Source organism: Amycolatopsis sp. NPDC004368 (assembly GCF_053602515.1).
This window is the reverse complement of sequence record NZ_JBSGDT010000021.1, coordinates 21,383-48,039: the sequence shown is the minus strand read 5'-3', so window position 1 is coordinate 48,039 and position 26,657 is coordinate 21,383. Positions and strand designations below refer to the sequence as shown.

At 73.4% G+C, this 26,657-nt stretch carries 28 protein-coding genes; 11 read left to right on the top strand and 17 right to left on the bottom strand.

The window, feature by feature from the left end; translation table 11 throughout:
- Positions 1–16: 16 nt before the first annotated feature.
- On the top strand, positions 17–583 hold the full coding sequence (locus tag ACWEOE_RS26410) for a hemerythrin domain-containing protein (protein WP_452013608.1): 567 nt from the start codon (positions 17–19) through the stop codon (positions 581–583).
- Between the two features lie 55 nt (positions 584–638).
- Here ACWEOE_RS26410 and ACWEOE_RS26405 read toward each other — a convergent pair whose 3' ends face one another.
- Together ACWEOE_RS26405 and ACWEOE_RS26400 are read right to left on the bottom strand one after the other, a co-directional pair.
- On the bottom strand, positions 639–779 hold the full coding sequence (locus ACWEOE_RS26405) for a hypothetical protein (RefSeq protein ID WP_452013605.1): 141 nt from the start codon (positions 777–779) through the stop codon (positions 639–641).
- An 82-nt stretch (positions 780–861) separates the two neighbouring features.
- A complete protein-coding gene (locus ACWEOE_RS26400) occupies positions 862–2,367 on the bottom strand; it encodes an FAD-dependent oxidoreductase (protein ID WP_452013602.1) in 1,506 nt (501 codons plus the stop codon).
- 104 nt (positions 2,368–2,471) lie between these two features.
- On the opposite strand from ACWEOE_RS26400, the gene ACWEOE_RS26395 reads away from it, so the two are divergent.
- Together ACWEOE_RS26395 and ACWEOE_RS26390 are read left to right on the top strand one after the other, a co-directional pair.
- The gene (locus ACWEOE_RS26395) at positions 2,472–3,209 is read left to right on the top strand and encodes a methyltransferase (protein WP_452013599.1); all 738 of its coding nucleotides are present in this window, start codon (positions 2,472–2,474) and stop codon (positions 3,207–3,209) included.
- Complete coding sequence (locus tag ACWEOE_RS26390) at positions 3,196–3,444, top strand: CDGSH iron-sulfur domain-containing protein (protein ID WP_452013597.1); 249 nt, start codon at positions 3,196–3,198, stop codon at positions 3,442–3,444. Before ACWEOE_RS26395 ends, ACWEOE_RS26390 begins: the two co-directional genes overlap by 14 nt.
- Here ACWEOE_RS26390 and ACWEOE_RS26385 read toward each other — a convergent pair.
- From ACWEOE_RS26385 to ACWEOE_RS26375, 3 genes are read right to left on the bottom strand one after another with little or no spacing between them, the layout of a single operon-like run.
- Positions 3,429–4,412, bottom strand: a complete 984-nt coding sequence (locus tag ACWEOE_RS26385; protein ID WP_452013594.1) for an iron-containing redox enzyme family protein — start codon at positions 4,410–4,412, stop codon at positions 3,429–3,431. The two genes, ACWEOE_RS26390 and ACWEOE_RS26385, sit on opposite strands and share 16 nt — an antisense overlap.
- 9 nt (positions 4,413–4,421) lie before the next feature.
- A complete protein-coding gene (locus ACWEOE_RS26380) occupies positions 4,422–5,558 on the bottom strand; it encodes a carboxylate-amine ligase (protein ID WP_452013591.1) in 1,137 nt (378 codons plus the stop codon).
- A gap of 10 nt (positions 5,559–5,568) precedes the next feature.
- Positions 5,569–6,489, bottom strand: coding sequence for an alpha/beta hydrolase fold domain-containing protein (locus tag ACWEOE_RS26375; protein WP_452013588.1), 921 nt, complete (start codon positions 6,487–6,489; stop codon positions 5,569–5,571).
- A 111-nt stretch (positions 6,490–6,600) separates the two neighbouring features.
- On the opposite strand from ACWEOE_RS26375, the gene ACWEOE_RS26370 reads away from it, so the two are divergent.
- The 3 genes from ACWEOE_RS26370 to ACWEOE_RS26360 are packed head-to-tail and all read left to right on the top strand — an operon-like array spanning position 6,601 to position 10,104.
- On the top strand, positions 6,601–7,398 hold the full coding sequence (locus ACWEOE_RS26370) for an SDR family NAD(P)-dependent oxidoreductase (protein ID WP_452013585.1): 798 nt from the start codon (positions 6,601–6,603) through the stop codon (positions 7,396–7,398).
- Between the two features lie 42 nt (positions 7,399–7,440).
- Positions 7,441–8,511 (top strand): NAD-dependent epimerase/dehydratase family protein, encoded by a 1,071-nt coding sequence (locus tag ACWEOE_RS26365; RefSeq protein WP_452013582.1) that lies wholly within the window; start codon positions 7,441–7,443, stop codon positions 8,509–8,511.
- 9 nt (positions 8,512–8,520) lie between these two features.
- Entirely contained in the window at positions 8,521–10,104 is a 1,584-nt protein-coding gene (locus ACWEOE_RS26360; protein ID WP_452013580.1) for a phytoene desaturase family protein, read from the top strand.
- 41 nt (positions 10,105–10,145) lie between these two features.
- Here the strand turns inward: ACWEOE_RS26360 and ACWEOE_RS26355 are convergent, their stop codons facing one another.
- Positions 10,146–10,595, bottom strand: a complete 450-nt coding sequence (locus ACWEOE_RS26355) for an SRPBCC family protein (protein WP_452013578.1) — start codon at positions 10,593–10,595, stop codon at positions 10,146–10,148.
- Between the two features lie 86 nt (positions 10,596–10,681).
- On the opposite strand from ACWEOE_RS26355, the gene ACWEOE_RS26350 reads away from it, so the two are divergent.
- The 4 genes from ACWEOE_RS26350 (at position 10,682) to ACWEOE_RS26335 (ending at position 15,125) form a co-directional block, all read left to right on the top strand.
- Positions 10,682–11,191: a DUF6328 family protein gene (locus ACWEOE_RS26350; protein ID WP_452013576.1), complete on the top strand. Its 510-nt coding sequence runs from the start codon at positions 10,682–10,684 to the stop codon at positions 11,189–11,191.
- 90 nt (positions 11,192–11,281) lie between these two features.
- A complete protein-coding gene (locus tag ACWEOE_RS26345) occupies positions 11,282–11,698 on the top strand; it encodes an SPW repeat domain-containing protein (protein WP_452013574.1) in 417 nt (138 codons plus the stop codon).
- Positions 11,699–11,738: 40 nt separating this feature from the next.
- Positions 11,739–13,769 (top strand): CocE/NonD family hydrolase, encoded by a 2,031-nt coding sequence (locus ACWEOE_RS26340; protein WP_452013571.1) that lies wholly within the window; start codon positions 11,739–11,741, stop codon positions 13,767–13,769.
- A 75-nt stretch (positions 13,770–13,844) separates the two neighbouring features.
- Positions 13,845–15,125: an ATP-grasp domain-containing protein gene (locus ACWEOE_RS26335; protein WP_452013568.1), complete on the top strand. Its 1,281-nt coding sequence runs from the start codon at positions 13,845–13,847 to the stop codon at positions 15,123–15,125.
- A gap of 50 nt (positions 15,126–15,175) precedes the next feature.
- Here ACWEOE_RS26335 and ACWEOE_RS26330 read toward each other — a convergent pair whose 3' ends face one another.
- From ACWEOE_RS26330 to ACWEOE_RS26315, 4 genes are all read right to left on the bottom strand, one after another.
- Positions 15,176–15,397 carry a DUF6480 family protein gene (locus ACWEOE_RS26330; RefSeq protein ID WP_452013566.1) on the bottom strand — a complete coding sequence of 74 codons (222 nt, stop codon included), beginning with the start codon at positions 15,395–15,397 and terminating at the stop codon, positions 15,176–15,178.
- 70 nt (positions 15,398–15,467) lie between these two features.
- Positions 15,468–15,719 carry a hypothetical protein gene (locus ACWEOE_RS26325; RefSeq protein WP_452013564.1) on the bottom strand — a complete coding sequence of 84 codons (252 nt, stop codon included), beginning with the start codon at positions 15,717–15,719 and terminating at the stop codon, positions 15,468–15,470.
- Between the two features lie 87 nt (positions 15,720–15,806).
- Complete coding sequence (locus ACWEOE_RS26320) at positions 15,807–16,844, bottom strand: glycosyltransferase family 9 protein (protein ID WP_452013561.1); 1,038 nt, start codon at positions 16,842–16,844, stop codon at positions 15,807–15,809.
- A complete protein-coding gene (locus tag ACWEOE_RS26315; protein ID WP_452013558.1) occupies positions 16,841–18,328 on the bottom strand; it encodes an HAD-IIIA family hydrolase in 1,488 nt (495 codons plus the stop codon). The genes ACWEOE_RS26320 and ACWEOE_RS26315 overlap by 4 nt, the downstream gene beginning before the upstream one ends.
- 87 nt (positions 18,329–18,415) lie before the next feature.
- Here ACWEOE_RS26315 and ACWEOE_RS26310 point away from each other — a divergent pair, with 87 nt between their 5' ends.
- Entirely contained in the window at positions 18,416–19,759 is a 1,344-nt protein-coding gene (locus ACWEOE_RS26310; RefSeq protein ID WP_452013555.1) for an aldehyde dehydrogenase family protein, read from the top strand.
- Positions 19,760–19,838: 79 nt separating this feature from the next.
- Here the strand turns inward: ACWEOE_RS26310 and ACWEOE_RS26305 are convergent, their stop codons facing one another.
- From ACWEOE_RS26305 to ACWEOE_RS26275, 7 genes are all read right to left on the bottom strand, one after another.
- Positions 19,839–20,003, bottom strand: coding sequence for a hypothetical protein (locus ACWEOE_RS26305; RefSeq protein WP_452013553.1), 165 nt, complete (start codon positions 20,001–20,003; stop codon positions 19,839–19,841).
- Between the two features lie 75 nt (positions 20,004–20,078).
- Positions 20,079–21,398 carry a UDP-glucose dehydrogenase family protein gene (locus ACWEOE_RS26300; RefSeq protein WP_452013550.1) on the bottom strand — a complete coding sequence of 440 codons (1,320 nt, stop codon included), beginning with the start codon at positions 21,396–21,398 and terminating at the stop codon, positions 20,079–20,081.
- Complete coding sequence (locus ACWEOE_RS26295; RefSeq protein ID WP_452013548.1) at positions 21,391–22,341, bottom strand: glycosyltransferase family 9 protein; 951 nt, start codon at positions 22,339–22,341, stop codon at positions 21,391–21,393. Before ACWEOE_RS26295 ends, ACWEOE_RS26300 begins: the two co-directional genes overlap by 8 nt.
- Positions 22,332–23,018: an SDR family oxidoreductase gene (locus ACWEOE_RS26290; RefSeq protein ID WP_452013545.1), complete on the bottom strand. Its 687-nt coding sequence runs from the start codon at positions 23,016–23,018 to the stop codon at positions 22,332–22,334. Before ACWEOE_RS26290 ends, ACWEOE_RS26295 begins: the two co-directional genes overlap by 10 nt.
- A gap of 28 nt (positions 23,019–23,046) precedes the next feature.
- Positions 23,047–24,414 carry a PfkB family carbohydrate kinase gene (locus tag ACWEOE_RS26285; protein ID WP_452013542.1) on the bottom strand — a complete coding sequence of 456 codons (1,368 nt, stop codon included), beginning with the start codon at positions 24,412–24,414 and terminating at the stop codon, positions 23,047–23,049.
- Positions 24,411–24,971 (bottom strand): D-sedoheptulose-7-phosphate isomerase, encoded by a 561-nt coding sequence (locus ACWEOE_RS26280; RefSeq protein WP_452013540.1) that lies wholly within the window; start codon positions 24,969–24,971, stop codon positions 24,411–24,413. Before ACWEOE_RS26280 ends, ACWEOE_RS26285 begins: the two co-directional genes overlap by 4 nt.
- Positions 24,971–26,638 carry a carbamoyltransferase family protein gene (locus ACWEOE_RS26275; protein ID WP_452013537.1) on the bottom strand — a complete coding sequence of 556 codons (1,668 nt, stop codon included), beginning with the start codon at positions 26,636–26,638 and terminating at the stop codon, positions 24,971–24,973. The genes ACWEOE_RS26280 and ACWEOE_RS26275 overlap by 1 nt, the downstream gene beginning before the upstream one ends.
- Positions 26,639–26,657 lie beyond the last annotated feature (19 nt).

Sequence of the window (26,657 nt, the reverse complement as noted above, 5' to 3'; positions counted from 1 at the left end):
CGACCTGAGGAGACTCATGACCACCACGAAGCACGAAAGCGACTTGATCTCGGTGATCGTCGACGATCACCGGGCGGTGGAACGGGTGTTCACCGAACTGGAGTCCGGGGCCGGCGACACCGAGCGCCGCAAGGATCTGGTGGACCACGTGGTCGCCGAGCTGGTGCGGCACTCCGTGGCCGAGGAGCAGCACATGTACCCGGCCGCGCGCAAGCACCTCGACGGCGGCGACGAGCTCGCCGACCACGAGATCGAGGAGCACTCGGAAGCCGAGAAAGTGATGAAGCAGCTAGAGCGGCTCGGTCCGGGTGACGAGGAGTTCGAGCCGCTCCTGGCGAAGCTGATGGCCGACATCCGCCACCACATCAAGGACGAGGAGGAGGACCTCCTGCCGAAGCTGCGTTCCGCGTGCTCGCCGGACGAGCTGCGTGAGCTCGGCGCGAAGGTGCTGGAGGCGAAGGAGAAGGCGCCGACGCGGCCGCACCCGGCCGCACCGGACCGCCCGCCGGCCAACCTCGTGCTCGACCGGGGTGCGGCGTTCGTGGACAAGATCCGCGACGCCCTGTCCGGGCGCAGCGCGTAACCGCGGGGGCCGGGTTCCGCGAGTGCCCGGCGCTCGCGGAACCCGCGCCGGCCGGTCAGTCGCGCCGGCGTTCGCGCTGCTCGCCGATGACCTGCTGCCCGGTGTCCTCGGCGTCGTCGACTCCGTCCGGTGGCTCGCCTTCGCCGTGCCTGTTCCGGGCGGGTTCGGGTTCGGGCTGATCGGGTTCTGGTGTCATGGCGAGGGATTACCCCGCCGAGTCGCGGTTCATCGCGGCGGACACCCGCGCGATCTGCGTGGCCCGGGCCGACGACACCCGGTCAGCGGCGGCGCAGCGGCCGCACCGCCGGCCCTTGGACCACGCCGCCGTCGACGTCGAAGCGGGAGCCGTGGCACGGGCAGTCCCAGGTCTTCTCGGCGTCGTTGAACGCGACCAGGCAGCCGAGGTGCGAACAGTGCGCGCCGACGGTGTGCAGCGTGCCGAGCTCGTCGCGGTAGGCCGCCACGAGTTCGGCCCCCGTGCGCACGACCGCCGCCTGTCCGGGGCCGACCTGGTCCAGCGAACGGTCCTGCCAGAGCGCGGAGAGGTGGTCGCCGATCAGGTGCCGGCCGACGGTCAGGTTGTCCTCGAGCAGGCTCACCGTGGAGCGCAGGTCGAAGCGAGCCGGGTCGAACAGGTCCGCGGCCGGGTGGGCCTCGCCGAGAATCCGGGCGGCCAGCACGTGACCGGCCGCGGTGCCGCCGGTCATGCCCCACTGGCCGAAGCCGGTCGCGACCCACAGGTGCTCCGCGCCCGGCAGGTACCGGCCGACGTACGGTAGTCCGTCCACGGTGGACATGTCGTGGGCGGACCAGCGGTGCGTGACGCGGTGCAGCCCGGCGTGGTCGCCGGCCCACGCGGCGAGGCGCCGGTACCGCCGGTCGACGTCGGTCTCCGCGCCGACGCGGTAGTGCTCGCCGCCGACGACGACCCGCGTCGTGCCGTCGACCGTGGCGGAGCGGACCGAGTGGTGGGTGTCCGCGTCGAGGTACATGCCGGCGGGCGCGGAGTTGCCGGCCGCCGGCCCCGCGACGACGAGGTCGCGGACCGGGTCCAGCCGAGCGAAGTACATCCCGCGGTCGAACACCGGGTAGTGCGTGGCGACCACGATGTCCTCGGCTTCGACGTCACCATCGGCGGTGCGTACGACCCGGCCCCGCAGGTCGAGGCTCAGCGCGCGGGTGTGCTCCAGGATCGTGCCGCCGGCCCGTTCGAGCTCGGTGGCGAGCCCGAGCAGCCAGCGGCGCGGGTGGAAGTGCGCCTGCCCGGTGACGCGGACGGCACCCAGCGCGGCCACGTCGATCTCGACGTCGTCGACGAAGGACGCGGGCAGCCCGGCGCGGGCGGCGGCGTCGGCTTCGGCCTTGAGCGTCTCGACGGTGCCGGCGTGGGTGGTGTGCACGAAGCTGTCGGCGCGGGTGAAGGCGCAGTCGATGCCCGAGCCGGCCGAGGTCGCGGCGATCCACTCCAGCGCGTCGAGCTGCGCCGCGGCGTAGGTCTGCGCGGCCTCGAGGCCGTGGCGGCCTTCGAGCAGGGAGTATTTCACGCCGTGCTGGGCCGAGACCTTCGCCGTCGTGTGCCCGGACACCCCGCCCGCCACCCGCTCGGCTTCCAGCACCACGACCGATCGTCCGGCCCGCGCGAGCACCAGCGCGGTGGTGAGTCCCGCGATTCCGGCGCCGAGCACGACGACATCGGCCTTCGAGGGCAGCGGTGTGGCCGCGCGGTCGGGTGCCGCGGCGGTGTCCAGCCACAGCGAAAGCGGATCGGGCAAAGCCGTCGTCATGTCCGGCGGGTCCCCCGTGGACGCGGTGCCGAAACCCGGGTGAGGCGAAGTTTGCCCGGTCCGGCGCCGGGTAATCGGCGGTGACCCCGAGCCCAGGAGGCCCGATGACCACCATTCCCGCGGAAGAAGCGGACGAGACCGGTGCTGTGACGCTGCGGGAGGTGCTGCCCGCGTTCCCCACGGGATCGGCGCTTCCCGCGCGCGGCCTGCTCCGCTTGCCGGGCGTCTACCGGCCGCAGGCCGACACGTGCCTGCTCGCGTCCGTCGTGCGCCGGGCTCGAGTTCCCGTCGGCGGTCGTGCGCTCGACGTGTGCACCGGCACCGGTGCCCTGGCCATCGAGCTCGCCCGTGCCGGAGCGGGATCCGTGCTGGCCGTGGATCTTTCGCGCCGCGCCCTGGTGTCGACGCGGGTGAACGCGGCCGTGCGCGGACTGCCGGTGCGCGTTCGCCGGGGTGACCTGCTCGCCGCCGCGGCCGGCGGTCCGTACGACGTCGTCGTGGCCAACCCACCGTATGTGCCGGTGTCACCGGACCAGGTGCGCCTCGACCGCCGGTGCGACGCGGGCGAAGACGGGCGCGCGGTGCTGGACCCGTTGTGCGAGGGCGCTTCCGCGCTCGTCGCTCCGGGCGGGTTCCTGCTGCTGGTGCAGTCCGTGATGGCCGATGTGGACCGGTCGGCGCGGCTGCTCACCGACGCGGGGCTGCGGCCGCGGGTCGTCGCCCGGGCGGTGGTCCCGTTCGGACCGGTCCTTTCCGGACGGACGGATTTCCTGGAGCAGGCGGGATTCGTGCCCGCGCGGGTGCGCGAAGAGGAACTGGTGGTGCTCCGTGCCGATCGGTGAGGACCGGACGCCCCGGCGGGTGCGGGTCGTCCCCGGTGGCCCGCTCCTGGTGGAAGGCCCGGTGGAGCTGCAGACTCCCGAGGGCACTGTCGTGCGCTCCGACCGGTTCGTCGTGGCCGTGTGCGCTTGCCGGCGCAGCAAGACGTTCCCGCTGTGCGACACCAGCCACCGCAAGCGGGTCCGCACTCACAGCGCTCAAGACCGCACTCAGGACCGCGCTCAGGACAGGGGCTGAAGCAACGAGGACCGCCCGGCGCGCCAGCATCCCAGCAGGTGCTCGCCGAGGCGGTCCTCGAGGTGGTTGGTGGCCTGCACGCCGAACACGACGTCCGCCGCGAGCGCGGGCTCCTGGTCCAGCAGATCGCCGACGACGTCGTGGCGCATCACCTGCTCGTGCACGGCGTCGGCCTCGACGTGCTCGGTGTAGAAGAACTTGCACTCCTCCGGCGCGCCGAGGCGGGTGAGCGCCTGCACCATGCGCTGCGCCGAGGGCGCGGTGGTGATCTCGGCCGCGGCGAAGTGGCCGACGAGCGCACCCCGCAGCGAGCGGTGCAGCCCGAACAGGGACATGGCGTTGACGATGGCCAGCATCGGCGCCGGCACGTGGTCGAGCAGGGCCAGGTAGCCCGCGGGCAGACCGGCTCCGCGCAGCAGGTCGGCGAACAGTCGCGAGTGGACCTTCTCGGCCCGGCCGCCGCCGAACTCGTCGAACTCCACGGCCACCAGCGCAGCCTTGGCCCGGCCCCGCAGCCGCGGGATGACCCAGGCGTGCGGGTCGGCCTCCTTGAGGTGGTAGATCGAGCGGTGGGCGAACAGCTCACGCACGTGCCACCACTCGCCTTCGTCGCGCAGGAAGTGCGACACCCCGGCCGCGTCGATCGGCTCGACCAGCAGCGCGGCGAACTCGCCGTCGACGTCCTCGCCGCCGGCTGTGGCGGCGCGCAACGCCGTGAGGAAGCGGTCTTCGAGCGCGGCCCGCAGTCGCAGCAGCTCGGGATCCCACTCCCAGCCGGGGTCGACGCCGGGCACGCCCTGGTAGTGCAGCTCGTAACACAGGTGCAGCGCCAGTTGCAGGTCGTCGCCGAACGGGTCGGCGTCGGCGATCGCCTCCAGCGGGAGGACCCGCCCGGACGGGGGAGTGCACAAGGCTTCCGAGACCGTGGCCGAGACCGGCCCCCGCACCGCGGACTGCAGAGTCGTCATGCCCGGGGGTTACCCCGCGGCGGCCGGTTCATGCCCGGACACGGGCACGGTGCGTTCCTCCAGCAGCCGCATCACGGCCGGCAGCCCCTCGGCGGCGGCGGCGCGCTGCGCGGCCGAACCCGTGCCGTCGACGAGCAGCCGTGTCACGAGTGACTCGGCGAGCACGCGGTCGCCGGCTTCCTCCAGCGCGTCGGCGACATGCGCGAGCAGGTCCGCGACGAGATCGTCGGCCGGGCGCCGTCGCTCCAGCCGGGGGTCGACGAGAAACCCCGTGAGGCCGTGGCGCGCGGCGGTCCACACGGCGGCCGCGCACACCTGCGGCGACAGGCGTGGCCCTTCGACGCCGCGGCCCAGGTCGGCCAGCGCCGTGCGCACCAGAGCACGGGACAGCACGGCCTGCAACACGGCGTCGTCGACGGTCGCGGCGGCGTCCGCCACGCGCAGCTCCACAGTCGGCAGCCGCGGCGACGGCCGGGCGAGCCAGAAGCTCTGGTCGGGGTCGACGAGCGCACCGCAGGCGACCAGCGTGTCGACGGCGTTGCGGTACTCGGCGTGGCTGCGGAACCGCGGCGCGACGCCGGAGCCGGGAAATCGGGTCTGCAGAACCATGCGCCAGCTGTGGTAGCCGGTGTCCCGGCCGTCGGAGAACGGCGAATTGGCCGACAGCGCCAGCAGCACCGGCAGCCACGGCGCCAGGTGGTTCACCACCGCGACGGCCGTGTCCGCGTCCTCCACACCGACGTGCACATGACAGCCGCACGCCTCGTAGTCGGCCGCGAGCGGCCCGTAGGCGTCGTGGATTTCGGCGTAGCGGCCCTGGGGTTCGGGTTGTTCGCCCCGGCCGGGCAACGACACCGGCGTCCCGGACGCCACGAGCGCACAGTCCTCGGCGGCCGCGGCCGCGGCGAGCAACCGGCGTCCGGTGGTCAGCTGGACCCTGAGTTCTTCGGCGTCCGTGCAGACGCCGGTGGCCAGCTCCAGCTGCGTGGGGCGCAGTTCCCGTTGCACGACCGCCCCGTCGGGCAGCCGGCCGTGGTGGCCCGAGCGCGCCAGCACGCGATCGGCACACGGTGCTGTGCGGCCCGTGCGCGGGTTCACGAGGAGGAACTCCTCCTCCACGCCGATGGTGACCCCTGCACCGTCCATGGGTGCGTGGTTACCCGTTTTCGGGGGCGTGAACCGGGATCTCGCGCCGCAGGATGCGTTCGAGGTGGTTCATCGCCTCCCGGCCCTCGGGCACGTTCTGCATGACCCAATTGTGGAACATGCCCCGGTACTCGCAGAAGTCCACGTCGATGTCGGCTTCCCGGGCGCGAGCGGCGAACCGGCGCGCGTCCGGCAGCAGGAGGTCGCGGGTGCCGATGAACAAGCTGAACGGGCCCAGCCCGGTGAGGTCCGCGTGCAGCGGGCTGATGCGCGGGTCGTGCGGGTCGGCGCCCTCGGCGTACATCCGGCCGGCTTCGCGCAGGCCGGCGATGCCGAGCATCGGGTCGTGCTCGTCGAGGACCACGGAGATCGGGTCCGCCAGCGTCACGTCGAGCCACGGTGAGATCAGCACGAGCCGGTCGGGCTGCGGCCGGCGCTCGTCGCGCAGCCGTTGGGCGACGGCCAGCGCGAGCGCGGCGCCGGCGGAGTCGCCGGAGACGACTCGGTGCTCCCGGTCGTCGGCGACGAGGTCGTAGGCGGCCTGGACCATGGGGAGCGTGTCGGTGTGGTCGTGGCGGGGGACGAGCGGGTAGATCGGCAGCGTCACCGTGCAGCCGAGCCGGGTGACGAGCCGCGCGGCGAACCGCCAGCGGTGCGTTTCGATCTCCTCGACGTAGCCCCCGCCGTGCAGGTGCAGCACGTGGGGCCCGGAGGCGTTTCCGTCGGGCGGGCGCAGGGTCCAGCACGCGAACCCCTTGGCCTCGCGCCGGTCGACCTCGCACCGGCGCCGCACCTCGCGCGGTGGCCGGGCCATCGACGGTTTCTGGTGCCGGTGCAGCCGGTGGTGCAGGGTGCGTTCGTCGTCGTAGAACCGCTTCTGGCCGGTGGCGCGCAGGTACGCCATGTACAGCCGTGCCTTCGTGCTGACCATGCCCTTCGGTTACCCGAAGCCGCCGCCCCATCAACGCCGGCGCGCAAATCATGGTTGTTCCGGCCCGGGCCGGGTAAGCGAGGGAGACCAGTTTCCGGGAGAGGAGCACGCATGACCACCGCGCAGAAGCCCCTGGCCGTCGTCACCGGCGCGTCGAGCGGGATCGGGCTGGAGCTGGCCAAGCAGTTCGCCCGCCACGACTTCGACCTCGTGCTCACCAGCGAGGACGACGAGCTGGCCGGTGCCGCCGACCAGGTGCGGTCCTGCGGCGCGGCGGTCGAGCAGGTGCAGACCGACCTCGCCCGGTCGGAGGGGGTGGAGGAGCTCGTGGCGCGCGTCGCCGCGACGGGCCGGCCGGTGGAGGCGCTCGCCGTCAACGCGGGGGTCGGGATCAACGGCGAGTTCGCCGGCGACACCCGGCTCGACGACCAGTTGACCGTGGTCGACCTCAACGTGCGCTCGTCGGTGCACCTCGCGAAGCGGCTGGTGCCGGACATGGTGGAGCGCGGACGCGGGCGGGTGCTGTTCACGTCGTCGATCGCGGGGACCGCGCCCGGGCCCTACCAGGTGGTGTATTCGGCGTCGAAAGCGTTCCTCACGTCGTTCTCCGAGGGCCTGCGCGCGGAGGTGAAGGACAAGGGCGTGACGGTGACGGCGCTGCTGCCCGGCCCGACCGACACGGAGTTCTTCGAGCGGGCGGACATGGAGGACACGAAGATCGGCGCGGGCCCGAAGGACAGCGCGGCCGACGTCGCCCAGGCCGGGTTCGACGCGCTCATGGCCGGCGACGACAAGGTCGTGACCGGGGCCAAGAACAAGATGATGGCGGCCGGTGCGCGGATGTTGCCGGACGAGGCCAAGGCCGCGCAGCAGGGGAAGATGATGAAGCCGGGTTCCGCAGAAGAGTGAGCGGGCGGGTTACCGCGCGGCACGGCGGGGTAGTCCTGCCGGGTGCGAATCGTGATCACCGGAGCGAGCGGGAACATCGGGACGGCGCTGCTGCGTGAGCTGGCTCCCTCGTGGGAGGTCACCGGCGTCGCGCGGCGCATCCCCGATGTGGCCGCCGAGCCCTACGCCCGGGCGTCCTGGCTGCAGCTGGACGTGGGGGAGCCCGGCGCCGCGGAGCCGCTGGCGGCCGCGTTCGACGGCGCCGACGCGGTGGTGCACCTGGCGTGGGCGATCTCGCCGGCCTGGGGCGAGCCGGCGATGGGGCGCACCAACGAGGACGGGACCCGGCACGTGCTCGACGCCGCGGCGAAGGCCGGGGTCGGGCACGTGGTGTGTGCGTCGTCGGTCGCCGCGTACGGGCCCGGGCCACGGGAGGAGAAGGTCGCCGAGGGGTTCCCGCGCACGGGGATTTCGGCCAGCGCCTACAGCCGCGGCAAGGCGGAGCTGGAGGAGGTGCTCGACGCGTTCGTCGAGGCGCATCCCGAGATCGAGGTGGCGCGGATCCGGCCGTGCGCGGTGCTGCAGCGGGGCGCGGCGGGGGAGTTCACACGATGGCTGCTGGGTCCGGTGATCCCGCCCGGGTTGCTCGGCGGGCGGCTGTTGCCCGTCCCGCTGTGGAACGGCTTGCGGGTGCAGGCGGTGCACGCCGACGACGTGGCTTCGGCCCTGCGGCTGATCCTCGAGCAGCGCGCGATCGGCCCGTTCAACCTGGCCGCGCCGGACGTACTGGACGCCACCGCGCTGGCTCGGCTCTTCGGTGGCCTGCGCGTACCCCTGCGCAAGTCGGTGGCGCGATGGGTGGCCCGGTTCGCGTGGACGGCCGGGCTCCAGCCGCTGCACCCCGGGTGGCTCGAACTGGCCGACCAGGCGGCGCTCATCGACACGACTCGGGCGGAACTGGTGCTGGGCTGGTCGCCGCGCCACAGCACCGCGGACACGCTCGCGGAGCTGCTCGACGGTCTGCGCGCCAAGGCGACCGGGGCGTCACCGCCGCTGGCGGGCGCGGCGACCGGGCTGCGGTCGCGCGTGCGCGCACTCGGCCGGTTGCGGCCGACTCACCAGTCGCAGGCGTAAGGGGGAGTGGTGGAGACCGTCGACGCGATCGTGGTCGGGGCCGGGCACAACGGGCTGGTCGCCGCGAACCTGCTGGCCGACGCCGGGTGGGACGTCCTGGTGCTGGAGGCCACCGACACGCCGGGCGGGGCCGTGCGCACCGCGGAGGTGACCGCACCGGGCTTCCGCAACGACCTGTGCAGCGCGTTCTTCCCCATGTCGGCTGCCTCGCCGATCGTGCGCGGGCTGGGCCTGGAGGAGCACGGCCTGCGCTGGCGGCACGCTCCCGAAGTGCTGGCGCACGTGCTGCCGGACAACAGCTGCGCCGTGCTGTCCCGCGACGTCGAACGCACGGCGGCGTCCGTCGACCGGTTCGCCGCCGGCGACGGCGAAGCGTGGCAGGCGATGTTCGCGCAGTGGCAGCACCTGCGGGATCGGCTGCTCGACGCGTTGTTCACCCCGTTTCCGCCGGTGCGCCCGGCCGCGCGGCTCCTGCGGCGCACCGGTACCGCCGAGGCCCTGCGGCTGGCGCGGATGCTGACGCTGCCGGTGCGCCGATTCGCCGAGGAACGGTTTTCCGGGGCGGGAGCGCGGTTGCTGCTGGCGGGCAACGCCGCGCACAGCGACCTGTCGGTGGACAACGCCGGCAGCGCGGTGTTCGGGTGGCTGCTGACGATGCTCGCGCAGGACGTCGGCTTCCCGGTGCCCGAAGGCGGTGCGGGGGAGCTGGTGTCGGCGTTGGTGAAGCGCCTGGGCTCGCGCGGATCGGTCCACTGTGGACACGAGGTGACCGAGGTCCTCGTGGCGGGTGGGCGCGCGGTGGGCGTGCGGTGTGCCGATGGCCAGACCGTTCGCGCGCGGCGCGCGGTGCTCGCCGACGTGCCGGCATCCGCCCTGTACGGCAAGCTGGTCGCGCCGGAGTGGCTGCCGGACCGGTTGATCGAGGATCTGCGCGGGTTCGAATGGGACAGTGCGACGGTGAAGGTCGACTGGGCGCTGTCCGGTCCGGTGCCGTGGACCGCGCCCGAGGCCAAGGGCGCCGGGACTGTCCACTTGGGCTGCGACGAGGACGGTCTGGCGGCGTTCGGTGCGGAGCTCGCCCGCGGCCGTGTTCCGCGGCGACCGTTCCTGTTGCTGGGCCAGATGACCACGGCCGACCCGACCCGATCCCCCGCCGGGACCGAAGTGGTGTGGGCCTATACGCACGTGCCCCGCGGCTCGGTCGCGACCCCGTCGGCGCTGGCCCGGCGGGCGGAGGCGATCGAGGACTCGATCGAACGCCAGGCCCCGGGCTTCCGCGAGCTCGTCGTGGAGCGCTACGTCCAGGGGCCGGCGGAGCTGGCCGACCACGACCTGAGCCTGGTCGGCGGAGCCATCAACGGGGGTACGACGGCGATCCACCAGCAGCTGTTCTTCCGTCCGGTGCCCGGTCTGGGCCGTGCCGACACCCCCGTGGACCGCCTCTACCTCGCCGGCGCGTCGGCCCACCCCGGGGGCGCGGTGCACGGCGGCCCCGGCGCGAACGCCGCGCGCGCGGCTCTGGCCCGCAACGGGATCTTCGGCGGTGGGTACGCGGCGCTGATCAAGGCTGCCCATCGCGCGGTGTACGGCTGAGGAGCACGGTCCAGCTCGGGCCGGCTCGGTCCACGCAGGACTCACGCCTCGGTCTTGCGTGCCCGCCCCTGCGCCAGCGCCGCCAGCCGAGCCAGCGACTCGCGGTTGCGCGGGCGCAGGAACACCGCCTGAAGGGCTTCGGGTAGGTATTTCCCCGGTCCCCGCAGGGCGCGTTCGCCCATGCGCACGAGGGTGCCGCCGCCGTGGGGCGTCAGGGTCACCTCGACCTCCGCCGTGCCCAGCGGCCAGCCCTGCGCCTCCATCCGCAGCGATTCGCCCGGCGTGACGGCGAGAACCACCGTGGTGTCCTCGAGCTGCAGCGGCCACGCGCCGACGCTGTGGTGCAGTTTTGCGCCGACCGAGGGCCACCGAGCGTCGACGTCGCGGATGTGCGCGCTGCCGACGACCCAGCCGGAGTAGGTCCAGCCGTCGGCGAGCACGGCGAACACCGCCGACGGCGGCGCGTCGACCACGCGGGTCACTTCGATCATCGGTCCCTCCTCGGTGGCGCGCGGCCGGCCCGGCCGCGGCGGTCGTGGCCGGGTTACCCTGCGCGCGGATCGGGTAACCGGGCCGGATGACGGAGTTCCAGGCCGACCGCCGGACGGCGGGTCCGGCCGACGGGTCGGCGAAGCACACCGGTGAGAGCCGCGAACAACAGCTCGGCCGCAACGTCGGTGAGCTTCTGCAGGAGCTGCGTGTGGCGCAGGCCGGGGTGCAGATCCTGTTCGGCTTCCTGCTGTCGGTGGTGTTCACTTCGCAGTTCCGCGCGGCGAGCGGCTTCGAGAAAGCACTGCACCTGAGCGCGGTCCTGCTCGCCGTCGCGGCGACGGCGTTGCTGGCCGCTCCCGCCGCGTGGCACCGGTTGCTGTTCCGGACGGGCCGGCGCGAGCACATCCTTGCCGTCGGCAACCGGCTGGTGGTCGCGGGGCTGGTGTGCCTGGCGCTGGCGATCACGGCGACCGTCGCGTTGATCGCGAAGGTGGTCTACGGCTCGACCGCGATGGAGGTCGTCGCGGGGCTCGTGCTCGTGCTGTTCGTCGTGGCGTGGGCGGTGGTGCCCGGCACGCTGCGGCGGCGCGGTTGACCCCGGACGCGGGCGGCCCCGCCCGCGGACCGGCCGGGATTGCCCGGCCTCGGCGTGGGTACGCCTCCGCTGACCCGAAAGGAGTGACCGATGAACAGGACGCTCGACCCCGGTGACCGCAAGCTGCGCGAAAGCCGGCTGCCGCTCGCGGCCGAAGGGCTGGCCGGGGTGTGGCTCGTGATCGCCGCTTGTGTGTTCACGTGGGCGTACACCCTGGCGGCCGGCGCGGGGTTCTGGAACACGCTGCTGTGCGGGGTGGTGGTCGTGGTGGTGGCGGCCGTCCGGTTCGCGTTGCCCGGCCGGCTGGGTTTGCTCGGCGTGGTGAACTTCGCGATCGCGTGCTGGCTGATCGTCTCGCCGTTCGCGTTCGGTTATCCGGGTGAGGGACACCGTGACGCGCTGCGGACCAACGCCCTCGTGGTCGGTGTCCTGCTGGCGATCTTCAGCGCCATCTCGGTGACGGTCTTCCTCCGGCGCCGGCACGGGAGTTTCGCGCCGGGCCGGTGATCGCGTTTTCGGCGTGGCGCCCGCGGGTACGCGAAGATCCATGGTCACCCGAGCTCTCGCATCGCTGCCGTACGAGATCATCGAGGACGAGAACGTCCGCATCCCCGTGTCCGACGGACTCCACCTGTCGGCCCGCGTGTGGCGGCCCGCCGGGTCGGAGTCCCTGCCGGTGCCGGGGATCCTCGAATACATCCCGTACCGCCAGCGCGACCTGACCTCGGTGCGCGACTCCGTCCACCACCCCTACCTGGCCGGGCACGGCTACGCCTGCGTGCGCGTGGACATCCGCGGCACCGGCGAGTCGGAAGGCGTGCTGGCCGACGAGTACCTCGAGTCGGAGCAGCGGGACGCCGAGGACGTGCTGGCGTGGCTGGCGGACCAGCCCTGGTGCAGCGGCGTCACGGGCATGATGGGGATCTCGTGGGGCGGGTTCGCCGCGCTGCAGGTGGCCGCGCGCAAACCGCCGAGCCTGCGGGCCATCGTGATCTCCTCGTTCACCGACGACCGCTTCGCCGACGACATGCACTACATGGGCGGCTGCCTGCTCTCGGACAACGTCGCCGAATCCGGCACGATGTTCTCCGACGCCACGCTCCCGCCCGACCCCGCGGTGGTGGGAGACCGGTGGCTGGAGCTGTGGCGCGAACGGCTCGAAGGCTGCAGCCTGTGGGCCGAGCAGTGGCTGCGCCACCAGCGCCGCGACGACTACTGGCGCCACGCGTCGGTCTCGGAGAACTACAGCGACGTGCAGGTGCCCGTGCTCGCTTCCAGCGGCTGGGCCGACGGCTACTCCAACGCCGTCGCGCGCCTGATGGCCCACCTCGACGTGCCGCGGCGCGGGCTCATCGGGCCGTGGTCGCACAAGTACCCGCACCTGGGCGAGCCCGGCCCGGCGATCGGGTACCTGCAGGAAGTCGTGCGGTGGTGGGACCACTGGCTCAAGGACGCGGACAACGGCGCGCTGGACGGGCCGATGGTGCGGACCTGGTTGCAGGAGAGCGTGCCGCCGTCCACCTCGTACGAGGACCGGCCCGGCCGGTGGGTCGGCGAGTCGCACTGGCCCTCACCCCACGTGCGGCCTTCAGAGCACCCGCTGGCGGCGCACCGCATCGCGCGGCCGCAGGAGCAGGTGCCGCGGGAAGTGCTCGAGGTGTCTTCGCCGCTGTCGGTCGGGCAGTTCGCCGGCAAGTGGGCTTCCTACAGCGCCCCGCCCGACCTGCCGTACGACCAGCGCGAGGAGGACGGCGGCTCCCTCGTCTTCGACACCGACGTGCTCACCGAACGCTGCGAGATCCTCGGCGCGCCCCGGGTGCGGCTCGCGGTCTCGGCCGACCGTCCCGTGGCGATGGTCGCGGCACGACTGTCCGACGTGGCACCCGACGGTCGCGCCACCCGCGTGACGTACGGGCTGCTCAACCTGACCCACCGCGACGACCACGAGGAACCGAAACCGATGGAACCGGGGCAGGTGTGCGAGGTCGAGTTCGAGCTCAACGGGGTGGCGCAGGCTTTTCCCGCCGGGCACCGCATCCGGCTGTCACTGTCCACATCGTATTGGCCGCTCGCCTGGCCACCACCGGAACCGGTCACTTTGTCCGTCCACACCGGACGAAGCTCGCTCGTGCTGCCGGTGCGCCCGCTCTCGGAGCCCGACGAGGTGTCCGAGAACCCTTTTGGCGAACCGGAAGGCACGCCGCCGCTGGCCACCACGCAGCTGACGCCGCCCGAGCAGCGCTGGGAGGTCTCGCGCGACCTGGTGGCCTACCACTGCGCGCTGGACATCGTGAAGAACTCCGGCGCGGTGCGCTACGACGACATCGACCTCACCGTGACCCGCGACGTGCACGAGCGCTACACGTGGGTCGCCGACGACTTCTGCTCGCCCGTCGCGGAGACCGAGTGGATCGTCACCTTCGAGCGCGGCGACTGGTCGGCCCGCAGCGAGACGAGCACGCGCGTGTCCTGCACACCCGAGGAGTTCGTTGTCGACGCACGCCTCGACGCCTACCACGGCGACCGCCGGATCGTCTCCCGCAACTGGCACCGCACCGTGCCGCGGGACCTGCTCTGACGCGTTTGCCTTTGTGGTGAAAGGGAATCCGCAAGGGTACGAACCACCTCTACCTGACAGGAGAGCCGCGAACCGATGACGGCCAACATTTTCGTGGTCGGCCTGGACGAGGACAACGCGCGGGTGTTGAGACGGCTGCCCGACGCCGAGCAGTACACCTTCCACGGCCTGCTCACTCCCGATGAGCTGCAGCACGGCGACATCGACTTCGGCGCGCTGCTCGATCAGGCGACGGCCACACTCGACACCTTTGCCGGCCCGATCGACGCGATCGTGAGCTTCTGGGACTTCCCGGCCGCCTCGCTCGTCCCGCTGCTGTGCGAGCGCCACGGCCTCCCGCACGTGCCGCTGGAAGCGATCCTGAAATGCGAACACAAGTACTGGAGCCGCCTGGAACAGCGCGAGGTGATCGACGAACTGCCGAACTTCGGGATCGTCGACCTCGACGACGCCGAGCCGAAGGTGCCCGAGGGTGTGTCCTGCCCGCTGTGGCTGAAGCCGGTGAAGGCGTTCTCCTCCGAACTCGCCTTCCACGTGACGGACGACGACGAGTTCGCCGCCGCGGTCACGAAGATCCGCGAAGGGGTGGGCCGGGTCGGTGACCCGTTCGACGAGGTGCTCGGGAAGGTCGAGTTGCCCCGCGAGATCGCGAAGGTCGGCGGGGCGGCGTGCCTGGCGGAGGAAGAGCTGCACGGAGTGCAGGCGGCCGTCGAGGGATACGTGCACCAGGGCGAAGTGACCGTGTACGCGGCGCTGGACTCGATCGACTACCCGGACAGCCCGTCGTTCCTGCGCCACCAGTACCCCTCGCAGCTGCCGGTCGAGGTGCAGCGGCGCATGGCGGACGTCGCCGAGCGCGTGATGAACCGCATCGGCTTCGACAACGGCACCTTCAGCATCGAGTTCTTCTGCGACCCGCGCTCGGGGCAGGTGTGCCTGCTGGAGATCAACCCACGGCACTCGCAGTCGCACGCGGAGCTGTTCGAGCTCGTCGACGGCCTCGCCAACCACGACCTCATGGTCCGCCTCGGGCTCGGCCGGGCCCCACGCCACCGCACGGGCGCCGGCCCGCACCGCATCGCCGGCCGCTGGTACCTGCGCCGCTTCTCCGGCGACGCCGTGGTGACGCGGGTGCCGACGACCGAGGAGGTCACCGCGCTCCAGGACGAGATCGGGGGCGTCCGGGTCAGCCTCTCGCCGCGAGAGGGTCAGCGGCTCTCGGACCTGCCCGAGCAGGACAGCTACTCCTACGAGCTCGCGCAGTTCCTCATCGGCGCGGACAGCGAGCAGGAGATGGAGCAGAAGTACCAGCGCTGCGTCGATGGCCTGCGGTTCGAGTTCGACGCGGAAGCCTGAGCGGGAAGAGCCGGGAAGGGGAGGGCCGGAGTCAGGCCCTTCCCTTCCGCTCAACCGGCACCGAGTCCGCGCAGGACGAAAAACGCCGCGACCGCGAGCACCAGGATCGCCACGACGACGAGCCAGGCGACGGGGCCCTTGCGTGAGGGCATGGGTTGAGGGTGGGACAGGCCCGAGGTCTGGCCGGCGTCGGGCGGCGTGTCGCCCGGCGGCACCGAGCCTCCCGGCTCCAGGCCGGGGACTTCGTCCGGCTCGGGTCCGGGTGCGGTCATGGGGATCACCTTCCGTCTGCTGAGGTCCGGTTCCTCCGGTTACCGCGCCGGGCGAGTGATAAACAAGCCGTCATCGCTTCATCCGTACCGTGTGCAGCAGCACGAGGGCGCAGCCGGCGAGGAAGCTCGCGAACCCCAGCCCGCCGTTGCCGGCGAACACGCCGGTCGCGAACGCGAGCACGGCGGTGACGTCCGCGAACACCAGCACGGCGAGCCAGGGCACGCGCTCGGCCGCGGCCCGGACGGCGAACGCCCGCGTGGCGAACGACATCGGCAGCAAGTCGGCTTCGAGGTCCCGCAACACGCGCCGGTCGTCCGGCATGACGCCTCCCTGGGTCGACGGATGGATTCGAGCGGGTCGTGATCCGGCGACACGACGCGGTGGCCGAGCGAGCCCTCCCTGCTCGGGTCACTCGGCGGCGGTTACCCGGTGATCCGCGGGGGAAACCGGCCCGGCGAGGTCGGCGACGACGCGGCAGACCTCCGCCGGGTCGATGTGGTTCAGACAAGGGTGGCCGGGCACCGGGCAGGTGCGCGCGCGGCTGTCGCGGCACGGCGCGTGCTGGTCGCCGAGCAGCGCGGCCGGCACGCCGAACGGGGCCCACCGCGCGGCCGGCACCACGGGTGCGAACAGCGACACGACCGGCGTTCCGGCCGCGGCCGCGAGGTGCGCGGCTCCGGTGTTGGGCGCGATCACGACCCGCGCGCCGGTCAGCACCGAGGCCAGTTCGGGCAGGCGCGTGCGGCCGCCGAGGTCCACGGCCGAGCACCCGGCCACCTGCCGGGTCAGGTCTTTTTCGGTGCCGGTGACGACCACGCGGTGACCCCGCGCGGTCAGAGCGCGCACGAGGCCGTGGCTCCACTCGGCCGACGGACGGCGCGCCGGCACCGAAGCGCCGGGGTGGACCACCACGTAGGGGCCACCGCCCGTCAGGCAGGCGGTTTCCGGGAGCGGCCGGCGCACCGCCAGCCCGCCGTGATCCCCGTCGGGCAGCCGGAACCCGGCCGCTTGCGCGAGCGAGAGCATGCGCACGGCTTCCGGCGGGTCACCGTCGACGCGGTGGCGCAGGTCGAGCAGGCTGCCCGGGTAGTCGTCGGAAATCGCGCCGATCCACGGGACCCCGGCCTGCCGCAGCAACAGCGCGAGCGGCAACGGTGACTGGTGGAACGAGGTCAGGATCAGCGCCCGCTCCGGCGCCCGCGCTCGAACCTCCTCGACGAACGCGCCGGTGTCCGTGGCCGTCGTGGGCGGTGGTTCCGGGTCGATCCACGGCGCTCGCCAGGTGAGGTGGTCGTCGACGCCGGGCAGCAGTTCGCCCGCCGCGCGCCCGTTCGGGCCGGTCAGGAGCGTGACCCGCGAAGCTCGGGCGGCGACCGCCCGGACGCACGGGCCGGCGAGCAGGACGTCGCCCAGGTTGTCCTGCCGGGCGACGAGCACGTGGGTCACGAGACGACCCCGGCCAGCCGCAGCGCCGCGGTGAGGTCGTTGGCAACGGCGGCGTGCCGGCGGGCGTGCGCCACCTCGGCGTCGAGGGTGCGGGCCGTCGGTACGAGGACGGCACGCGCCCCGGCCGCGAGGGCGGCGCGGACGTCGGCGCCGGTGTCGCCGATGACCACGCACGACGCCGGGCCGACCCCGAGCTCGGCCGCGGCCCGCAGCACCAGACCGGGCGCGGGTTTGCGGCAGGCGCAGGCGTCGCCGTCGTCGTGCACGCACACCTGCCAGGTGCCGAACGGCCCCAGCAGTTCCTCGACCCGCGCGTTCACCGCCGCCAGCCGTTCGTGCGTGATCAGTCCTTTCGCGACACCCGACTGGTTGCTCACGATCCCGACCGGCACACCCTGGCGCCGCAGCCGTCGGACCACCTCGACGGCTCCGGGCACCGGTTCTACGCCCGCGGGATCGTCGAGATAAGGGACGTCGGTGATCAGCGTGTCGTCGCGGTCGAACAGCACCGCGACCGGCGGCCGGGGCCGACGGGCGACGATTTCTCCGCGCACCCGGTGGTAGCAGGCGACCGGCGGGATGAGCACGCTGGTCACGACCATCCGCGCCACTTCGCCGGCCCGGAGCGGACCCGCCGACACCCGGCGCGCGGCGAACTCCGCGGTCAGTCCCGCCCACACCGCGCCGGCGAACGCGGCCCGGGCCCGCCGCCCGGTCAGGGCGAAGCCGAGTGCGGCCAGACCGGCCACCGTGGACACCGCGTGCTCACCGAGGCGGCCGCGCCCCGCCGCGGTGCGCTGACGCCACAGCGCACCGTGCTTGGCCCGCATCAGCGCGTTGTCGGCGTTGCCCCGCTGGGCTTTCACGCTGGCGAAGAAGCCCGCGGTGCGAGCGGGGTGCGTGGTGAGCCGCCGCCCGTGTTCGATGCGGTGGCCCGCGAGCGTGACCCGCAGGGCGAGGTCGGAGTCCTCGCGGTACGCGCGCGGAAACCGTTCGTCGAACCCGCCGACCGCCTCCAGCACCCCGCGCCGGTAGGCCATGTCGGCGGTGATCCACAACGCGTGCTCGAGTCCGGCGGTGCCGCGCTCGTCGTCGGTCGGGCGCCGGTCCGCGGGCAGCGGCACGGTGATGCGGGCCTGGGACGCGGCGACGTCCGGCGGCAGCCCGGCGAGGTCGTCGGCCAGCCGGCTCGGCCAGTCAGGCGCGAGCACGACGTCGTCGTCGACGAAGGCGATCCACTCGCTCGCCGCACTGCGCCAGCCGAGGTTGCGGGCGGCCGCCGGTCCGCGTCCGCCCGAGCGCAGGACGTGGACCCCGTCGGGGACGGCGAGGTCGGCGAGGTCGGCACCGCCCGGCCGGTCGTCGACGACGAGGATCTCGGCCGGGCGCGGCCCTCGCCCGGCGAGCAGGGTTTCCAGCAGCGGCCGCAGGGTGTCGCGGCCCGTCGTGGGGATGACCACGGTGTAATCGGGCGAGGAAGTCACCGCAGCGGGCTACCCGGTACGGCGCCGGGGAAACGGGTGTCGAACCGTCGCGCGCGGGTAACCGGAGGGCGGGAAAAGGAGGTGCGGATGACGATCGAGATCCGGAACCCGGCCGACGGGAGCGTGGTGGGCGAGGTGCCCGCCGCGGGCGAAGACGAGATCGACGCCGCGCTGGCGCTGGCGAACCGCACGTGGCCCGGCTGGTCACGCACGCCGGCGGCCGAGCGCGGCGAACTGCTGCACGCCGCGGCAGCGCGGCTGCGGACGCACGTGGACGAATTCGCCGCGCGCAACGAAGCCGAGACGGGCCGGCCGTCCGACGAAGCCGCCGAGGGCGTGCTCGCCGGCGCCGGCACCCTCGACCAGTACGCGGAGCTCGGGCCGGTGCACCGCGGCCGCAGCCTGCTCGGCGACTTCGGTGCGACGGACCTGATGGTCCCCGAAGCCCGCGGAGTCGTCGTCGCGCTGACCCCGTGGAACGACCCGATCGCCGTCGCGTGCGGGCTGATCGGGGCGGCCCTGGTGACCGGCAACACCGTGGTGCACAAGCCGAGCGAGCGGGCGCCGCACACCGGTGCGCTGCTCGGCGACGTGCTCACGGGAGTCCTGCCGGCCGGGGTTTTCCAGACGTTGCAAGGTGACGGCGGAGTGGGGGCGTTGCTGGCCATGCGCGACGACGTCGACGTGATCGCGCACGTCGGCAGCACGACGACCGGCCGGTCGATCGCGGCGAGCGCGGCGGCCACCGGCGCCAAAACGCTGCTGGAGAACGGGGGCAACGACCCGGTGGTGATCGACGAGGACGTGGATCCGGAGTGGGCGGCGGAACAGGTCGCGCTCGGCGCGTTCGCCAACTCCGGGCAGATCTGCGTGGCCGTGGAACGGGTCTACGTCCACCAGGCCGTCGCCGAACCGTTCCTGGCCGCGCTGGTGAAGCAAGCCGAGGCACGCACCCTCGCGCCCCTGGTCGACGTTCGCCACCGCGAGCACGTGCACTCGCACGTCGAGGAAGCGCTGGCGCGTGGCGCACGGGCCCTGACCGGGGGAGTGGTGCCGGCGGGGCCGGGTGCTCATTACCCGGCCACCGTGCTCACGGATTGCGCGGCGGACCTGCGCGTGATGGCCGAGGAGACGTTCGGTCCGGTCGCGCCGGTGCGGGTCGTCCCGAGTTTCGAAGACGGGCTCGCCGAAGCCGCGCGCAGCGACTACGGGCTCGCGGCGACCGTGCTCACCGCGTCGATGGCCCACGCCCAGCACGCCTGGCGTGAACTGCCCGCGGGCACGGTGAAGATCAACGCCGTGTTCGGTGGCGCCCCGGGCGGAGCCGCGCACCCGAGGCGGCGCAGCGGGAACGGCTACGGCTACGGACCGGAGCTGCTCGACGAGATGACGCAGACCAAGCTGGTGCACTGGGCGCCACCCGGGCCCTGACCGGCGGCGTTGCCCGACCAGTGGCTCCGGAGCGCGGCGACTGTCCTTCGTGGACGGTCGCCGCGCTGCCCGTCGGCGCTCAGGCCGTCTCCGTCCGGCGGCGCCGGCATTCGGTGCACACCATCGTCTGGCCCAGCAGAGCGCCCTCGCCCGACACGAGCCGGGCGACGTGCAACGTCGGCTGGCCGCAGTTCTCACACGGGATCGGCTGGCTGTCCTGGCTGATCAGCATTCGGTTCGACACGGGATCTCCCTCGGGGGTGAGTGGTCCGGACCGCGTACCCCCCGGCCCGGACCACACTCGGGAAACCACCCGATGTCACTCGAACGGACGAACACCGTCGTGTGGCCGGCCGACCCCGAACCGGCTGAACCCGGCAGCGGTGAGCAGGTCGGCGTCGAGGAGGTTGCGGGTGTCGACGATCACCGGTCGGGCCGTCGCCGCGGCGAGGCGGGCCCAGTCGAGGTCGCGGAACTGCGGCCACTCGGTGAGCACGACCAGCGCGGCGGCGTCCTTCGCCACGAGGTACGGATCGTCGACGACCTGCACCGCGTCGAGCCCGGGCACGGCTTCGACCGCCGGGTCGTGCGCGGTCAGCTCGGCACCGTGGCGGGCCAGCTCGGTGGCGATCGCCAGTGCCGGCGAGTCGCGCAGGTCGCCGGTGCCCGCTTTGAACGCCAGACCCAGCAGGCCGATCCGCGCGCCCGTCAGCGGTCCGGACGGCGAACCGGTCACGGCCTCCCGCACGGTCCGCACCGTGCGAGCGCGCTGGCGGGCGTTCACGCGGATGGCGTCGCGCAGGATGCCGAAGTCGACGCCCGCCGCGTCGGCCGCGTGCAGCAGCGCCGAGGTGTCCTTGGGCAGGCACGAGCCGCCCCAGCCGGGGCCGGGGGCCAGGAACCGCGGGCCGATGCGCGTGTCGAGACCCATCGTGCGGGCGACCTCGCCGACGTCGGCGCCGAACCGCTCGCACAGCTCCGCCAGCACGTTCACGTAGGAGAGCTTCACCGCCAGGAAAGCGTTGCTGGCGTACTTCGCGAGCTCCGCGCTGGCGCTGTCGGTCCGGACCACCGGGGCACCGGTCGGCTCGTAGAGCTTCTCGACCCGGTCCGCTGCCGGAGACCCCGGTGGTTCCGTGCCGATCACGACCCGGTCGGGGTGCAGGAAGTCCTCGACCGAGTGGCCTTCGCGCAGGAACTCCGGGTTGCTCACGACCGGCAGGTCCGCACGGCCCAGCAGCCGCGGCAGGCGTGCGGCGGTGCCGACGGGCACGGTCGATTTCGTGACGACGACGCAGCCCGGCCGCAGCAGCCGCCCGAGTTGCGTCACGACCTGTTCCAGCACATCGAGATCGGGCCGGCCGTCCTCGTCGGGCGGGGTGGGCAGGCACAAGAAAACGAGGTCGGCGCCGTGCAGCTCCGCTTGCGCGGTGGTGAAGACGAGGGTGCCGTCGGCGAGTCCGCCGGCGACGAGTTCGGTCAGGCCGGGCTCGGCGAGAGTGACCTCACCGCGCAGCAGTGAGTTCACTTTGGACGCATCGGTGTCCACGCACGTGACCTGGTGGCCCAGCCGGGCGAAACACGCGGCGCTCGTCAGCCCGACGTACCCGGCGCCGACGACGCCGATGTGCTCAGCCATGCGGCACCGGCGTTTCCAGCGCGGCCCGTGCGGCGGCGAGCACGCGCTCTTCACCGAGCAGCAGCAGCCCGCCGTCGGGCCGTTCGCCGTGCGGATCGCCGACATCACCGGCCCACAGCACGACGTGCTGGCGAGCTTCGCCGGGCGGACCCCACAACCGCGGTGGGGTGGGTCCGAACAGCAGTACCGACGGCGTGCCGAACGCTGTCGCGAGGTGCCCGACGCCGGTGTCCCCGCAGAGCACCAGCTCCGCGTCGGCGATCAGGGACGCCAGCTCCGCGAGCCCGGTGCGTCCGGCGAGCACCGCGTCCTCGGGCAGACCTGCTCCCTCGGCAACGCCCAGTGCCAGCTCGCGCTCGGCCGCGCTGCCCGTGATCACGACGCGGTGGCCGTCACGGGCGAGCTCGCGGGCCACGGCGGCGAACCGGCCGGGTGGCCAGCGCCGGGCCGCGAACGCCGCGCCGGGGTGCACGACGATCGCGCGTGGTGCGGGGCTCGGACCGGGCGGGGCCGGCAGCCGCAGGGCGGTGCGGTCGGCGTCGAGGTGCGCGTACTCCACGAGCCGGCACCAGCGGTCGACCTCGTGGATGTCGGCGCGCCAGTCGAGCCCGGGAACGTCGGGGAAGTCCGGGTGGTGGTGCGTGAGCAGCTCACCCGGGTCGAGGGCGCGCAGGTCGCGGATGCTTTCCGGCCCGCTGCCGTGCAGGTTGACCGCGAGCTTCGGCGGCGGACCCGGCCGCGCGAGCTCGCCTAGCCCGGCGGTGGGCAGGAGCTCGTCGACGGCGTCGACGAGCTCGGCGAGGTCCTGCAGCTCGCGCGGCGCGGCGAGCACGAGGCGCTCGTCGGGGAACGCTTCGCGCAACGCGCGCAGGGCGGGCACCGCGGTGAGCAGGTCTCCGATCCCGAGCGCCCGCAGGACGAGGATCGCCGCGCTCACGGCCACGACCCCTCCTCCGAGGCACACACGACCAGCTCCCGGACCTCCGAACCCGGCGGCTGCTGCAGCGCGAAGACGACCGTGCTCGCCGTGTGCTCCGGTTCGTTGAGCTTCGCGTCCGGCGGCGGCTTGTACTGGTCGGTTCGGTCGTCGAAGAAGTGCGTCCACATCCCGCCGGGGATCAGCAGGGTCACGCCGACGCGCCCGGCCAGCTCCGCCGCCAGTGCCCGCGTGAAGCCGACGACGCCGAACTTCGAGGCGCAGTAGGCGGTCGCGTCGCTCACGGCCTTGATCCCGAGCGTCGAAGCGCAGGTGACGACGGTGCCGCCCGAACGCTCCAGGTACGGCAGGGCGGCGCGGACCACCGCGGCGGTCCCCAGCAGGTTGACCTTCACGACCCGCTCCCAGTTCTCGGTGGACACCGCGGAGAGCGGGCCGCACGCGTCGGTGCCGGCGGCGGTGAACACACCGTCGAGCCCGCCGGCGCGCTCGGCCAGCTCCCGCACGGCCCGCTCGGTCGCGACGGTGTCGGTGAGGTCGGCTTCGACGTACTCGGCCGGGTCCTCGGGGCGGACGCGGTCGAGGACGTACGGGGTGCCGCCGGCCTTGCGCACGGCGTCGACGGTCGCCGCGCCGAGGCCGGAGGCACCGCCGGTGATCAGGATGTTGCCGAGGGGTCGCATCGGTCTCCTTCGCGAGTCGGTTCTCGGATCAGGCACCGGCCGCCGCGGCCACGAGCCGCGACGTCGAGTAGCCCGGAACGGTCGGCACGAGCACGATTTCACCGCCGTGGCGTTCCACGGCTTCGCGCTCGGGCAGGTCTGCGTGGAGGTAGTCGCCGCCCTTGACCCAGACGTGGGGGCGCAGCCGCTCCAGCACGGCGGTCGGCGCGGGTTCGTCGAACACGGCCACGGCGTCCACGAAGGACAGTGCCGCGAGCAGCCGCGCCCGGTCGCGGGCGCGCACGAGCGGCCGGCCGGGTCCCTTGAGGCCACGGACGGACGAGTCGGAGTTGAGGCAGACCACGAGGGCGTCGCCGAGGGCGCGCGCCTGCCGCAGCAGGCTGACGTGCCCGGGGTGCAGCAGGTCGAAGCACCCGCCGGTGGCGACCAGCCGGCCGCCGCCGGCGTGGACCCGCTGCGCGAGCCCGAACGCGTCGGTCGCCGGCTGGGGATCGGGAACCGGGCCGTCCTGAGTGGACAGTGCGGTCGCCCCGCCGTCGGCGACGAACCGGGCCGCCGCCTCGACGGCCGTCGCCACCGCCTTCGCGGTGTCCGTGCCGGTGAGCAGTGCCGCCGTGGCGGCCGCGGCGAACCGGTCGCCGGCGCCGCAGGTGTCGGGCGCGGCGTGCCCCGGCGTGCGCGCGGAGGCGGGGATCGGCACCGGGCTCGCGCCGAACCCGTCGGCCAGCACCGCGCCGCGGGCGCCCGTGGTGACCGCAACGGCGTCGGCGTGCCAGTGGCTGCGCAGCAGTTTCGCCAGCTCGGCCGGATCGTCGTGGCCGGGCAGCGTGGTGCGGGCTTCGGCCAGGTTCGGGGTGACGAGCCGGGCGTGGCGAACCGGGTCCGTGCCGCGCGGGTGCGGGTCCCACACCACCGGCACCTGCCGGGCGAGGTCGCGCAGCAGCTTGCGGACGTGCGGGTTGCGGGTGAGGCCGCGGCCGTAGTCCGCCACGAGCACCGCGCCCGCCTCGGCGAGGACTTCGCGGACCTGGCCGGGCACTGGGTCGCCCGTGGCGGTCCCGTCACCGGAATCCAGGCGCAGCAACGACTGTCCGCCCGCCCGCACCCGTGTCTTGGTCACGGTGGCTCCGCGCAGGGGCAGGGGCCGCACGGTGACGTCCGGTTCCAGCAGCCCGGTGAGCGCGTGGCCGGCTTCGTCGTCGCCGAGCGGCGTGACGAGCACGACCTCGGCCGCCGAGCGCGCGGCCAGCAGCGCGGCGAGCCCCGCTCCGCCCGGGCGGCGCCGGCGCGAGGTCAGGTCCACGACCGGCACGGGCGCCTCCGGGCACAGCCGCTCGGCGGTGCCTTCGGCGTCGACGTCGAGCAGCGTGTCACCGAGCACGACCAGCGGCTTCACGTGGCGACCCCGAGGGCTCGATCCAGTTCCTCGCACAGGGCGTGCACGAGGGCGAGGTGCAGCTCCTGCACGGTGGCGACGGACGGCGCCTCCACGGTCACGGCGTCGTCGCAGAGCGCCGCGAGCGGATTGGGCGCGGGTCCGGTCAGCGCCCACGTGGTGACCCCCCGCTCGTGTGCGGCCTTCGCCGCGGCGACGACGTTCTGGCTGGTACCGCTCGTGGACAGGCAGACCAGCACGTCGCCCGGACGGCCGTGGGCGTGCACCTGGCGGGCGAAGACCTCGTGGTCGCCGTAGTCGTTGACGATGGCGGTGGTCGCGGAGGTGTCCGCGTGCAGCGCGATCGCCGAGAGCGGCCGGCGTTCGGCCCGGAAGCGGCCGACGAGCTCGCCGGTCAGGTGCTGGGCCTCGGCCGCGCTGCCACCGTTGCCGCAGGCGAGCAGACGGCCGCCGGCTTCGAACACGGACGCGAGGTGGCGTCCCCACGCGGCGATCGTGGGGGCGGATCGGCTGGTTCGCGAAGCGGCTGCCCGCAGCGCGGCGAAATGGTCCTGCATCAAGGCACCTCCTTCTCCTCCGGCGTCCCCGCGCCGGTGCGGACGGAGCGCCGGAGCACGAACGGCCCCAGCGCGAGCAGGTCGATCGGCGCGGAGCCGAAGCATTCGAGCGCGTCGCGCGGGGAGTCGACCATCGGCCGGCCCGCGGTGTTGAGGCTCGTGTTGATCACGACCGGCAACCCGGTCCGGCGGTCGAACTCCGCGAGCATCCTGGCGAGCACGGGGTTTTCGTGGTCGTCGACGGTCTGCACGCGGGCTGTGCCGTCCACGTGGGTGACGGCCGGGATGCGGTCGCGCCACCGCGGCGCGACGTCGTGGACGAAGAGCATGTAGGGGCTGGGCAGAGGTCCACGTGAGAAGATCTCGCCGGCGCGTTCGGCGCGGACCATCGGTGCCACCGGGCGGAACTGCTCGCGGCCCTTGACGTCGTTGAGCCGTTCGAGATTGGCCGACCGGCCGGGGTGGGCCAGTAGGGAGCGGTGGCCGAGGGCGCGCGGGCCGAACTCCGCGCGGCCCTGGAACCACGCGACCACCTCGTCGTTCGCCAGCGCTTCGGCGACCGTCTCCGCGAGGTCCGCGGGCCGTTCGTACGGTAGTTTTGCCCGGCGCAGCACGGCTTCCAGCTCGTCGTCGGTCCAGCCGCGGCCAAGGGCGGCCCCGGCCATCGGCGAACCGAGTTCACCCGCTTCGGCGGCGAGGTGCAGCGCCGCGCCGAGCGCGGTACCCGCGTCACCCGCGGCGGGCTGCACCCAAACGCGCTCGAACGGGCCTTCGGCGTACAGGCGGGTGTTGGCGACGCAGTTGAGCGCGATCCCGCCCGCCAGCGCGAGATCACGCTGACCGGTGCGCTCGTGCAGCCAGCCGGCCAGGTCGAGCAGCACCTCCTCCAGGACACTTTGGACACTCGCGGCCAGATCGGCGTGGCGGCGGGTCGGTTCTTCGCCGGCACCGCGCCGCGGCGCGAACCGCGCGAGGTCGACGCCGGCGGCGCGGAACCCGCCGTCGCCGGTCGCGTGCACCTGCTCCCGCAAGGCTTCGAGGTGCTCGGGGGTGCCGTAGGACGCCAGCGCCATCACCTTGTACTCGTCGCTGGAGCGGGCGAACCCGAGGTGCTCGGTGAGATCTTCGTAGAGTAGGCCCAGCGAGTGCGGAAGCCGTTGTGCGGCCAGCTCCTTGAACCGTCCGGCCCGGTACTCGCCGGCCAGGGCCGACGTGCTCTCGCCGCGGCCGTCGGCGACCAGCACCGCGCAGTCGCCGAACGGCGCGGCGAGCGCGGCCGAGGCGGCGTGGGCGACGTGGTGGCGCACGAACCGCACGATCCCGGGATCCAGCCCGGGCAGCGCCGCGGCGAGGAATTTCGGGGCCCGCTCGGCGAACTCGGTGCGCAGCTTCTCACCGCTGGGGTCGTGCCCGGGCAGTCCGGGTTCGACGAGCGCGGGGTCGTAGGAGTAGCCGACGGCGTCGAGATCCTCGGGGGCCAGGCCGGCCTGCTCGAGGCACCACACCGCGGACTGGGCGGGTTGCTCCCAGGTGGAGAACGGCACGGCCTGCTTGCCGTGTTTGCGGCGGCTGAAGCGTTCTTCCTCCGCCGCGGCGATGATCTCACCATCCACGACCAGCGCGGCGGCCGGATCGTGGAAAACGGCGTTGATCCCGAGTGTGCGCATCGACCTGCCTCTGGCGTCC